Origin of the sequence: Streptomyces anatolicus (genome assembly GCF_019400875.1) — a bacterium.
Classification (GTDB): domain Bacteria; phylum Actinomycetota; class Actinomycetes; order Streptomycetales; family Streptomycetaceae; genus Streptomyces; species Streptomyces anatolicus.
Genome location: NZ_WMBF01000182.1, coordinates 1 through 12,366, shown reverse-complemented (window position 1 = coordinate 12,366; position 12,366 = coordinate 1). Strand labels below are relative to the sequence as shown.

10 protein-coding genes are annotated in these 12,366 nt (G+C 69.5%); all 10 read left to right on the top strand.

Annotated elements, in window-relative coordinates; translation table 11 throughout:
* The first annotated feature begins 265 nt into the window (after positions 1-265).
* The gene (locus tag GKQ77_RS17730) at positions 266-595 is read left to right on the top strand and encodes a hypothetical protein (protein ID WP_219689758.1); all 330 of its coding nucleotides are present in this window, start codon (positions 266-268) and stop codon (positions 593-595) included.
* Positions 596-641: 46 nt separating this feature from the next.
* A complete protein-coding gene (locus GKQ77_RS17725; RefSeq protein ID WP_030780634.1) occupies positions 642-953 on the top strand; it encodes a pore-forming ESAT-6 family protein in 312 nt (103 codons plus the stop codon).
* 60 nt (positions 954-1,013) lie between these two features.
* Complete coding sequence (locus GKQ77_RS17720) at positions 1,014-1,415, top strand: DUF6507 family protein (protein WP_219689757.1); 402 nt, start codon at positions 1,014-1,016, stop codon at positions 1,413-1,415.
* A complete protein-coding gene (locus GKQ77_RS17715; RefSeq protein WP_219689756.1) occupies positions 1,412-3,811 on the top strand; it encodes an ICP22 family protein in 2,400 nt (799 codons plus the stop codon). Before GKQ77_RS17720 ends, GKQ77_RS17715 begins: the two co-directional genes overlap by 4 nt.
* Positions 3,808-4,827, top strand: a complete 1,020-nt coding sequence (locus GKQ77_RS17710) for a hypothetical protein (protein WP_219689755.1) — start codon at positions 3,808-3,810, stop codon at positions 4,825-4,827. Before GKQ77_RS17715 ends, GKQ77_RS17710 begins: the two co-directional genes overlap by 4 nt.
* A gap of 75 nt (positions 4,828-4,902) precedes the next feature.
* Complete coding sequence (locus tag GKQ77_RS33430; RefSeq protein ID WP_308117700.1) at positions 4,903-5,205, top strand: hypothetical protein; 303 nt, start codon at positions 4,903-4,905, stop codon at positions 5,203-5,205.
* A 31-nt stretch (positions 5,206-5,236) separates the two neighbouring features.
* A complete protein-coding gene (gene eccD / locus GKQ77_RS17700; RefSeq protein ID WP_219689753.1) occupies positions 5,237-6,601 on the top strand; it encodes a type VII secretion integral membrane protein EccD in 1,365 nt (454 codons plus the stop codon).
* Positions 6,602-6,610: 9 nt separating this feature from the next.
* Entirely contained in the window at positions 6,611-7,723 is a 1,113-nt protein-coding gene (locus GKQ77_RS17695; protein WP_219689752.1) for a CpaE/TadZ family protein, read from the top strand.
* Positions 7,720-11,787 carry a type VII secretion protein EccCb gene (gene eccCb, locus GKQ77_RS17690; RefSeq protein WP_219689751.1) on the top strand — a complete coding sequence of 1,356 codons (4,068 nt, stop codon included), beginning with the start codon at positions 7,720-7,722 and terminating at the stop codon, positions 11,785-11,787. The genes GKQ77_RS17695 and eccCb overlap by 4 nt, the downstream gene beginning before the upstream one ends.
* The coding region (locus tag GKQ77_RS17685; RefSeq protein WP_308117699.1) for a DUF6177 family protein at positions 11,784-12,366 on the top strand (583 nt) is incomplete at its 3' end. The genes eccCb and GKQ77_RS17685, both read left to right, overlap by 4 nt.

Genomic DNA, 12,366 nt, shown 5'->3' with positions numbered 1-12,366 from the left:
CCCTGGCCCCCCATGTACCCGGCCGAGGGCCACCGCCACGTCCGCCATGCCGACGTCTCGGCACCGTAAGCGGAACGCCGTAGGGAACGCCGTCGGGTCGTGGGCGGAATCACGCCACGCCGCATCCAACCGCGTTGCGCCTGCAACGCTTGATGGGACAGGATGTTCGATACGCTACGGGGCGTGAGTGGCGTATGCGCCTGCTGTGACGGCAGATTCGCTCGCGGCGCGCACCACACAATCGGGGATGCACAGGGGTGGGCTTGTGAAGTTCGACATGGGAGACACGACTCTCGCGGTGCTCGGGAAGAACACCGCGGGATCCAGCGACGACCTCGGGACGTTGATCGGCCTCCTGGTCCAGGCGACCGAGCCGCTGGAGGGCAAGTTCAACGGAGCGGGCAAGGCGACCTTCGACTCGTTCAAGCTGCGTGCGGACGAGATCACCGCGGATCTGAACGGGGCGCTCTCCTCGATTCTGGGTGGGCAGGCCGGCATGGACACCGCGTTCGGCTCGGGTGATCAGGAGCAGTCGGACAACGCCCACCAGAACATGGGCGCGGCGAACTTCGACGGCGCCCGCTTCGCCGGCTGATCCGGCCGCACCACACCGAACTTTCCTACGCAGGGGGGACTTCACCATGGCTGGAAACCAGAACCGCCGCTCTTACGACACCGCCGCGTCGTCCGACGTTCAGGGCGGTTTGCAGATCATCATCGGCCAACTGGAGCGGGTGCTCGGCGACCGCGACCGCGCGGTGAAGGCCGCGATGGCCGACTACCAAGCCGATGGTGTGTCAGACGACTACCACGGCAAGGAAGTCCGCTGGAACAAGGCCGCCAACGAGGTGCGGGACATCATTCGTCTCGTGCGCACCACGCTGGAGCAGAACGACGGCACCGCCCAGTCGACGCTCGCGCGGGCTCGGGCCGCGGTCGCCAACATCGGCTGACCGGCTGCCGCGGCGGGTCGGCACGGATACGGGGTCACGGGGCGGAAGCAGGGGGTTGGCATGCCTAAATGGGATATCGAGCCGGGCGGGGTGAGCGACGTCCTGTCACGGGTGAACGACGTACTGGGCGCCCTGGAGCGGCACGTCGGTGGGTACGGTGAAGACCTGGGAGGCGCCGCGAAGTCGGCCGGGGCCCTCGTATCGGGAGGAGCCTTCGAAGGGGGGCAGAGTTCGGTCACGGGTCTTGTCGCCTCGGCGCTCGTCGAGTTCGTCGAAGGCACCGCGAAGGAAGTGCGGTACATCGGTGCCAGGGCAGGCCAGTCGGTCACCGGCGCGATGGTGGCCACCGCGGCCTACGAGACGGGCGACCTGGAGATCGCGGCCGAGGTGCAGCGCTCCGCCTCCAGTGTCATCGATCCGGTCCTGGAGTGGTCGACTCGCCCCACGGGGGGCTCCCTGTGATCAGTGCGGAGGACGTCCCTCACTTCACGGGTGACCTCGAGCAGTTGGAGCAGCACACCTCCGGGCTGCGGAGCCATGCCGGGGCCCTGCGTCAGGCGGGCAGTGCGGCGCACAGCAAGTTCCAGGGGCTTGAGGCCTTCTACCGGGCGCCCGAGGCGGAAGAGCTGTTCGCCTCCACGGCGCCAGTGCGGGATCGGGCGGACCAGTTCGCCTCGAAGGTCGAGACGGTCGCCCAGGCGCTGGACGAGTACGCCGGCGCGGTCAGGCCCGTCATCGCGCGCCTTGACCGCCTGCGGGGCCGGGTGGCCGACTTCGTTTCGGGTCTGAGGACCGACAGCGGCGAGATCGACGCCGAGTGGACCCGGGACCAGGACAAGGTCGACCAGCACACGGCCCTCTGGGGCGAGATCGCCGAGGCCCAGGCCGCCTTCACCAGAGCCGAGATCACCGCCAACAACAAGATCACGGCGCTGGTGGACGGCACTCAGTACGTCGCACAGGGCTACGAGGGCACCTTGGGCCCGCTCGGTGCGCGGGTCTACGGCTACACCGCCGAAGCGCTCAAGCACGCCGACAAGCTGCCCTGGGGTACTCCGGAGGCCAGAACCTACGGCATGTTGGACCTTTCCCACCATATCGAGGAGGCCGGCGTCAGCATCAAGGACAACCTCGTCGGCGCCGTCACCGGCTTCGCCGACCTCGTCAGTCCGGGCGCGGACGGCGACGCGGCCCGCAAGGGGCTGTACATGTCGGCCCTCGGCCTGGAGTCCTACCTCTTCGACCCGTTGAACAAGCAGGACTCGCCCTGGAAGGAACAGGCCGCCGAAGGCCGCCAATACGCCAAGGCCTTCGCCAAGTCCATGGTCGGCTGGGACGACTGGGAAGAACACCCGGGCAAGGCCACGGGCACCGTCATCTTCAACGGCCTCACCTTCGCCTCCGGACCGCTGGCCGCCGTCGCGAGAATGGCCAAGGGCGGCGCCGTCGCCAAAACGGCCGGCACCCTGGCCAAGGTCGGCGAAGCCCTCGACCCTCTCAGCGCGACGGCCAAGACCGTGGGCGCCACCACCCGGGCCATACCCAGGATCGCGGAGGTCACCGCCCGCGCTCGCGCGGGATTCGCGGACATCCCGGGCGCCGGGTCCACCAACAGCGTATGGCGCGTCTCCGCCACCACCGAACTCCACGTCACCGACGGCAAGTTCGTCATCGTCAAGGACGGCGTCCCCGACACCACCCCGGCCCCCGTCGAACGCCGTGCCCACGAACGCGTCCCCTCCGTTGTGACGTCACGGGAGCATCAACTGGCGGGGGTGGGGGCGCGGGCACCCGAAGCCAGTACGGATGTCGGCGGCGATGCTGCGGTCGGAGCCGTCGGCCACGCGGAGAACGGCCCAGTCGTCGGAGAGGGCCATAGCAGCCCAGGCGACGCCGGTACCCCTCCCCAAGGCAGCGGTTCGCACACCCCACCGCACGACAACTCCGTCGGCCACGAACCGACATCACGCGGCGACTCGTCCTCGTCCCACACCGGACACCACGCGGGAGGCGGGACTGGCAGCGCGGGCGCATCACACAGTGGTGGAGAAGCGGCGGGCGCCGGGCAGGTGAGTGACGGGCCCGGAGATCATGCGGGAGACACCGGCCACAGCCCCGTAGGAGAAACTGACGCTACAGACGGTGTCGGCGACGAAGCCGGGAACGCACCCGAGTCGAGCCCCGGCCCCTCGGGGCCCATGGAATGGGGTGGGGAGGCGGAGCGTCGACTCCGAGAAGGTCTTCGTGGTATTCCCAGGAACAACATGAAGCCCAAGGTTATGGAAAAGGCCATCAGTCGTCTGGCAGAGCATGAGTACGGGCGTGAAGTCGCGGAGATTATCAGCTCCGGACACCTGTCACATGCCGAAGGGTTTCGGGATGTCGTCTCATCTCTGGGCTCAGGCGTCAGCGGACAGTACATTCGAGGAATTGACCAAATTCGACTCGGCGATCAATTTCACAAAGCGGGCCTGCGGAACGTCGAATTTGAGATCAAGAACCCCTCCATCAAGGCCGATATCGACATCCGAGTGACGGATGACACAGGAAAAACCTACGGCTACCAGATGAAGCGTTTGAACAATCCCAAGCATCCGTTTGAATCAATCGCCAAAGCGGAAAACCTGGGCCAGTTGTCCAAATCTGAATCTGATGTCAAGATCATGCTCGTAGACGGCCAAGGAACGATCGCCGACTGGAAAGCCAGAGGCATCACAGAGGAACTTCTTCAGGTACACAGGGGCGAGCACCCCCTCAAGAGCGAAAAGGGTCGTGGCATTCTATTCGTACTCCGGCTCGAGGACGGTACGATCGTGATACCGCCGGGCTCCAAGGTCGACCCCCGAGGTGTTCTGTGATCACGATGTTCCCAGTTGGCAGCTGGTCATGGGAGACCAAGACCCAGGCTCTTGGTGATCGCCTCGCCGATCGTTGCGTGAGGGGCGTTCTCGACACGTGGCTGGTCCTGCAGGAGGCCGGCCTCACTCAGGGCGCCGCACGTGCAGACGTCTCCATCAATTCCAAGGGCGACGGCGCCCTCATGTTCAGCCGAACACGCGTCCCTGTGCCCGCTCCGAGTGCGGTCGCCGGTGCTGAGCTGTCTGGGGTTTTGCCACCTGCGGAAGGTACGGAGAACGCCGAGGTGGTGACCATCGACCTCTCCACACCTGGAATCTGCCTGCGTGACGCCGAGCCCCGTATCGCCGAAAAGCTTTTCATGATCTCGGTAGACGCGTGGGCCAGCGGCGCCGGAACGATAACGCTGTACACGTTCTCAGACGCTTGGATGTCACACAGCCTGCGTGGACACAGGCAACTTGGCGTGCAGGAAACAAACGCTCCGCGATTGCGTGCTGCGCTATCCGGGATCACGCGACTAACAGGAGCTGACATCGTTCCTGGAGACTCCACTTCTTATGGCACTCCCACAGAGTACGGATTCGAAGATCTTCCAGATGAAGACCCAGACCTACTCGATTCCTGGTACATGTTTGAAGTGCCTCGCCGGACCGATAGAATTCTGGCCAGACTCCCGCAAAACACAGCGCTGTACAAGGCAGAGACCGACTCCCCGGTCGAATTTGTGAAAGTAGCCGTGGGTGACGATGTCATCGGTTACCTCTGGGCCTCGGACGGAGACAACGCCGCAGGGTACGAGCCGCACAGCCCCGCAGGCGATGTGTCGATCGACGCGGGCATCGCCTGGCTGGTGCATCTGGGTGAAGCGAAGAGAAGCGGGTTGTCGCCGTCCCGGGCACTCCGCGAACTGGAGTCAAAAGGAACCGGCGACTCACAATTCGGAGCCATCGTGACGGACTCACGTCAGGTGGCAGATTCTCTGGAGGACCTGCAAGAACTCTCCGGGCGCGAGTGACACTCACGTGGAGCGAACTGTCCGAACGACAACGCCTGTTGATGAAGGCTTGCACATCGTGAACGGCAGGTAGACGTGGCAGCCCAGGATTACGACAGCCAGTTGCTGGAGTCGGTGTCGGTGCGGCGTCGGCGGTTGCGGGATGCCCTCGTCTTCGGTGCGCAGCGGCAGCGGCGGTCGGTGGACGAGCGGTTGGGGAAGGTGTTCGCCGGGGTGGTGATCGCGGCGGTGTTGTGTGCCGGGTGCGTGGGATGGTCGTTCATTTCTCATCGGCTCATCGGGAAGAGTCCCTATAGCTCTTCGGTGCCTTCTCCCTCACCGTCCGCCCCGTCCCCCTCGTCCTCCATGACACCTTCTTCCACACCTTCTTCTCGATGATAGGTTCGAACGCGTGATATCTGCGGGGCCGATGAGCCGCACGAGCGGTACGAGTCGTACGGCCCTGAGCCGGGTCACCCTGGTGGGAGAGCGGCGGCGGGTGGATCTCGTGCTGCCGTCCCAGGAACCGGTCGGGCTGCTTCTTCCGGAAGTGCTGCGACTCCTCGACGACCAAGCCGCCGCCCGGCCGATGCTGCGGCATCTGGTCACCGCGGACGGTTCGGCCCTGGCACACGACAGCACGCTGGAGTCCGCGCGGATACCGGACGGCGCCGTGCTGCGGCTGGTGCGGGCCGAGGACGCGCCCTCGGCGCCGGTTGTGCACGACGTCACCGATGAGGCCGCCGATGATCTGGGCGGACGGGCCTGGCGGTGGCAGCCCTCGGCTCGGCGGGTGGTGGCCGGGCTGGCGACCGTGGTCTGGGCCCTTGCGGCCGGGGTGTTGGCGCGCGGGGAGTTCGAACTGGCCGCGGCGGGCCGCGCCTTGGTGGGCGTCGCCGTCCTGGCAGGCGTCGCCGGGGCCCTGCTGGGGCGCATGAAGCGGCGGGGGCTCTCCGCCACGCTGATCGTCTGCGCCGGAACTGTCGGAGCCCTCGGGGCCTGGACGCTGGCCGACGCGAACGACTGGTCCGGCGCCGTGCGGCTGGCAGGCGTGGTGCTGGCCGCGACGCTGACGCTGCTGTTCCTCGGGTGGTTCTCCCCACTGGGGCGGGGCGCGTTGATCGGGGCGGCGGCCGCTCTCGGCTGCCTCGTCCTGTGGGAGGCGTCCCTCGCTCTGCAGGGCGGTGCCCGCATGGCGACCGAACAGACCCGAGCGGGGTCCCTGCTCGCCGTCGTCTCTCTGGTGGTGCTCGGAGTACTGCCGCGACTCGCGCTGATGGCATCCGGCCTCTCGGGGCTCGACGACCAGCGCTCGGGCGGGTCTTCGGTGAGCCGGTACCGGGTGGACACCGCCCTGACCGCCACCCACCGTGGGCTGGCCATCGCCACCGTGGTGCTGGCCGTCTCCGCGGCCGCCGCAGGAGTGCTGACGCTCAGCGCGCCGACCGTGTGGAGCTGGCTGCTCGCCACGGTCACCGCGGTGGTGCTCGCGCTGCGGGCACGGGCATTCCCGCTGGTCGCCGAGGTGGTCGCGCTGGTCGCCGCCGCGGCGGTCGTCGTCGTCGCGCTGGTCGTGGTGTGGCTGGAGCGTTCCCCTGCCGCCGGACCGCTGGGCGTGCTCGTCGTACTCGCCCTGACTTCGCTCGTGGTGCTCGCGGTTCAGCCGCCCGAGCATGTGCGGGTGCGGCTCCGTCGTGCCGGGGATCTCGTGGAGTCCGTGGGTGTCATCGCGTTGCTGCCGCTCGTCATCGGGGTGTTCGGTGTGTACGGCCGTCTGCTCGACACCTTCGCGTAGGGGGTCGGCATGGCTCAGGAAGACGACTGGCAGCGGAATGTGTTGAGGGAGCTGGGGGCGAGTGACGCTCCCGGATCCGAACCCCCCGCTGTACTCCGCCGGACGGAGGGTGAACCTACTGTGGAGCCACGGCAGGCTCCTCGGCCGACGGGTCCCGCCCACCCCGTACGCACCGGCACCCGCGACCCTCGTATCCCACTGGCCACCCCGGAGTCCGTCCCTACGGTCGACCCGCGTCTGGCCCGCGCCCTCGGGAGCCCGCAGCACGGTGACTCCGCGGTCCGGCGAACCGGGCGTTCACTGCGCAAGCTGACCGCGTCGGTGGGGCAGGAGGTCGCCGAGCAGACCCGGCTCGCCCGCGAAGTGCAGCAGCCGGTGACCACGGGGCGGGTCATCGCGGTGACCTCCATCCGCGGCGGGGTCGGCAAGTCCACCGTCTCCGCGGTGCTCGCCCGTACCTTCAACCACTACCGGCACGACCCCGTCCTCGCCCTGGAGGCCGACGCCGCGCTCGGCACCCTCCCGGTCCGGCTCGGCGCCGAATCCGTGCGCTGGTCCTGCGCGGACCTCGCCCCGATCCTCGATCCGGCCATGCGGCTCACCGACGTCACCGGCTACCTGGTCCCGGTGGCCGACGGCGGCTGGCTGCTGCCCGCGAGCCAGGGCAGGGTCGGCGCCCCGCTGGACGTCCGCACCTACCGCACGGTCACCCTCGCGCTGCGCCGCTACTTCGCCGTCACGGTGGTCGACTGCGAGACCCTGCCCGGCGAAGTGGCCCGCACCGCGATGGACACCGCCCACGCCCGGGTGGTGGTGGCCCCGATGACCGCCGAGGGCGTGGGTGGCACCCGCGTCGTACTGGACTGGCTGGCCCAGCTGCCGCACTCGGCCCTGGCCACCACCGTGGTCGCGCTGTCCGCCGCCTCCCCCGATACGACGCTCGACCTGAAGGCAGCCGCCGCACATCTGCGGGAGACCGGGGCGGCCGTCGTCGCCCTGCCCTACGACCGTCACCTGGCCCAGGGAGGCCCCATCCACACCGGCATGCTCGCTCAGCACTCCCGCGAGGCCTCCGTGCGGCTGGCCGCGGAGACGATGGAGCGGGCGGTGCGGGTGCGATGACCCAGCATCTCGTCCACCGCCCGGCCCGCTCCACCCGACCGCCCCAGCCCGCCGGGCAGCGCACCATCGAGCCGCCGCCGAACCTGCCCGAGGGCAAGATGGGCAATGCCGCCACCGCGCTGCTTCCCATGGCCGGTGTCATGGGCTCGGTGGTGATGATGACCATCATCCGCAACAGCCAGTTCGCCGCCGTCGGCGCGATCGTCCTCGTCTTCGCACTTCTCGGGGCGGTGGCTCTGTTCCTCTCACAGCGTGGGAAGGCCCAGCGCACCCGGCGCACGCAGCGCGAGCGGTATCTGGAGTACGTCGAGGAGCAGCGCGAGGAACTGGCGGCAGCGGAGCGGGAGTCGCGCGGCCGGGCGCGGCTGCTGAACCCGCCGCCCCTCGCCCTGTACGACCTGGTGCGCGACTCTGCCAGGCTGTGGGAGCGGCGCCGACTCGACGCGGACTTCCTGCGGGTGCGGCTCGGCACCGGCGATGTACCCGTCCAGGCCCTCGTCATCGGGCAGAACGCCACCACCAACGTCCTCACCCCGCCCGACCCGTTCATGCTGAACGAAGCACGGGCGCTGCAGCACCGGTTCACCACCGCCACCGACTTCCCGCTGACCGCGCCGCTGGACCGGGCAGGCAATGTCAGCGTCGTCGGTGATCGTGAGGGCGTACTGCGGGTGGCGCGGGCCCTGCTGATACAGACCTCCGTGACGCACGCCCCCGATGACGTGGCGATCGCCCTCGCGGTTCCGGGTGAGCGCCTCGGGGAGTGGGAGTGGGCGAAGTGGCTGCCCCACGTCCTGGACGTACTGGAGAGCGACGGCCCCGTCGCGGCACGGCGGATCGCGCCGAGCCTGGCGGCGCTGGCCCGCCGGTGCGCCCATGACCTGCGCCGCCGCGCCTCGTATGCCGCGGAGGTGCGGCGCGGCCTGTCCGACAGGGACGCCCTGCGGATGTCCGACCGGCTCCTGGTCGTCAGTGACGAGTACGGGCGGAACGCGGCCGAACTCCCCCGCCCCGACAGCGCGGTGGGCCTGCCCGCCATGGGTGTGACCGTGCTGCACCTGTTGGAGCGGCAGATCCACGAACCGGACGAGGTCGGCGTGCGCATCACGGTCAACGGTGATCAGGTCACCGTCGAGGACCTGCGTGCCCCCGGCACCCCGCCCGGCCGCGGCACCGCGGACGCCGTGAGCATCGCGGTCGCCGAAGGCCTGGCACGCCTGCTGGCCCCGCTGCGGCTGTCGGCCGAGTCGGCCGCCGACGAGGGTGCGCCGATCTCCGGGCCCGTGGACTTCCCCCAGCTCCTCGGCGTCGACGACCCCGCCGCCCTCGACGTGGAACGACTGTGGGCGCCACGCGGCGAACGCGACTTCCTGCGTGTCCCCATCGGCCTCGACGACCGTCACGAACCAGTCCTGTTGGACCTCAAGGAGTCCTCCGAACTGGGCATGGGTCCGCACGGGCTGTGCGTGGGCGCCACCGGATCCGGCAAGAGCGAACTCCTGCGCACCCTGATCCTGGCCCTCACGGCCACCCACTCCCCCGAGGACCTCGCGCTCGTCCTGGTCGACTACAAGGGCGGCGCCACTTTCGCCCCCTTCACCGAACTCCCGCACGTCGCGGGGGTCATCACCAACCTTGAGAACAGCACCGGGCTCGTCGAGCGCGTCCACACCAGCCTCGCCGGCGAGGTCAAACGCCGCCAGCAGGTCCTCAAGGACGCCGGGAACATCGCCGACATCGGCCACTACGCGGCCCTGCGCGGCAAACACCCCGAACTCGGACTTGAGGCCCTGCCCCATCTGTTCGTCGTCATCGACGAGTTCGGTGAACTCCTCACCGCCAAGCCCGACTTCATCGACCTGTTCCTCTCCATCGGACGCATCGGCCGTTCCATCGGAGTGCACCTGCTGCTCGCCAGTCAGCGCATCGAGTCGGGCAAGCTCAAGGGCCTGGAGACCTACCTCTCCTACCGGCTCGGCCTGCGCACCTTCTCCGCCGACGAGTCCCGTACGGTCCTGGACACGGTGGACGCCTTCCAGCTGCCTCCGCTGCCCGGCTTCGGCTACCTCAAGGTCGACACCTCCACCTACGAACGCTTCAAGGCCGGATACGTGTCCGGCGCCCACCGCGGCCCCGCTCTCCACGACCGGTCCGCGGACGAACCGCTCGCCTGGCCCTACCCCACCTTCAACAAGGAACCGGACCCCGGGGCCGACGCACCACTGGAACCCACCCCGCGCGAGCGCGAGACCGGCCCCACCGTTCTCTCGATGATGGTCGGCCGGCTGACCGGCGCCGCGGCCCCGGTGCGCCGCATCTGGCTGCCCCCGCTGCCTGACGCCCTCACCCTCGACCAGGCAGCCGGACCCGTCCGGGCCTCCGCCCACGGCCTGCACCTTGCCCAGCACAGCGCTCCGATGTGCGTCCCCCTCGGGCTCCTGGACGACCCCGCCCAGCAGTGGCAGGCCCCCTGGCACCTGGACCTGACCGTCGCCGGCGGGCACACCGCCGTCATCGGCGGCCCCCAGTCCGGCAAGACCACTCTGCTCCGCACCCTGGCCCTCTCGCTGGCCCTGACCCACACCCCGGCCGACGTCGCCGTGTACGGCCTCGACCTGGTGGGCGGCGGGCTCTCCGCGCTGTCCGGGCTGCCGCACGTCGGTGGCATCGCGGGCCGCGCCGACCACGAGCGGGCCGCCCGCACCGTCGCCGAGGTCCGCGCTCAACTCGCCTCCCGCGAGGAACTCTTCCGCGTCCACGGCATCGACTCCGTGGACCAGCTCCGGCGTCTGCGCGCCCAGGGCGGCCTCACCGAACTGAGCTCCACCGACATCGTCCTGCTCATCGACGGATTCGGCGCGCTGCGCGACGAGTTCGCCGACCTCGACGACACCGTCGCCGACCTCCTCAAGCGCGGCAGCGGCTACGGCATCCACGTCGTGGCCGGAATGCTGCGCTGGAACGACGTACGCATCGCCACCCAGTCCATGTTCGGAAGCCGTGTCGAACTGCGCCTCAACGACCCCTCCGACTCCTCCATCGACCGCAAGCTCTCCGAGACGCTCTCCCCCGACACCCCGGGCCGGGCCCTGACCGACGGCAAGCTCTTCGCGCAGGTGGCGCTGCCCCGCATCGACGGCCTGGCCACCACCGGTGACATCGCCTCCGCCCTCGAACAGGCCGCCCGCACCGCCCGGGCCACCTGGCACGGTGAACTCGCCGCCCCCGTACGCGTACTGCCCACCCGTCTGCCCGCCGTCCAGCTGCCGTCCGCCGCCGCCGAACCGGCCCGCATTCCGCTCGGCGTGGACCAGGACGCCCTCGCCCCCGCCCTCCTGGACCTCTTCGGAACCGACCAGCACCTGCTGATCCTCGGCGACAACGAATGCGGCAAGACCAACCTGCTGAAACTCATCTCCCGGCAGCTCGTCGACCGCCACACCGACAAGGACCTCGTCTTCGGCGTCTTCGACCCCCGCCGCGGCCTGCGCGGCCACATTCCCGAGCCCTACCGCGGCGGGTACGCCCACAACGCCAAGCTCGCGGCGGCCCTCGCCACCGGGATCGCGGGCGAACTCGAGAAGCGGCTGCCCGAGACCGCCGATCCGGACACGCTCGCCGACGGGCCCGCCTTCACCGGGCCCCGCATCGTGATCCTCGTCGACGACTACGACATCCTCACCACCGCCGGCCAACAACCCCTCGCCGCGTTCCTGCCCTACATATCCTCGGCCCAGGACATCGGCCTGCACTTCATCGTGACCCGCCGCGTCGCCGGGGCCTCCCGCGCCCTGTACGACCCGTTCCTGAGCACCCTGCGCGAAACCGGCGCCACCGCCCTGCTCATGACCGGCGACCGCACGGAAGGCCAGCTCTTCCCGGGGCTGTACGCCTCGGCCCAACCGCCCGGGCGCGGCACCCTCGTCCGGCGCGGACGTCGCCACCAACTCATCCAGACCGCCTTGACGGCAGAGCCGGACCGAGCACCGGAATCCAAATCGACACCGACGCCAGCACCGGCACCGGCACCGGAATCGGAATCGGAAGAAGCAGAGCGCCCGTGACCAAGGACGTCATCACCCTCACCCCCGACATGCCCAGTGTCGACACCATCCTCGCGGGCCTCTTCGCGGGCGGTCCCGACCTGGGCGTCAGCACCGTGGCGCAAGGCCCCGTCGTCCAGCTCTGCGCACCCGACGGCCACCCGCTGGTCTCGATCGAAGCGCCCCAGCTGGTCCATGTCCCCGGCGAGGCCGGGCGCCTCCTGGGCAGTCACGCACCGCTCCTCCAGGGCCCGTTCTGGTGGACGGAAGCCCGCGCCACCACCGCCGTCCCCGAAGCGGCACGGCTGGCCGGTTCCTTCGCGGGACGCGTGGCCTCCGTCCTCGGCGGCGCCGTCTGGCCCCCCGAGGCCGCCCACACCGACGTCGTCCCCCTCACCACCGACACCACCGCGCTCCCGGCCCCGGACACCACCTCGGCTCCGGCCCTGGACATCGTCACCGACCAGGCCGTCGTCGTCATGCAGGACCGCCCCTTCGTCGCGATGACGACCTGGCTCACCGAAGCCGTGCGCACCGCCGCCGAGACCGACCGCGCCTTCCAACTCCTCACCCCACCCCACACCCGCCTCACCCTTCCCG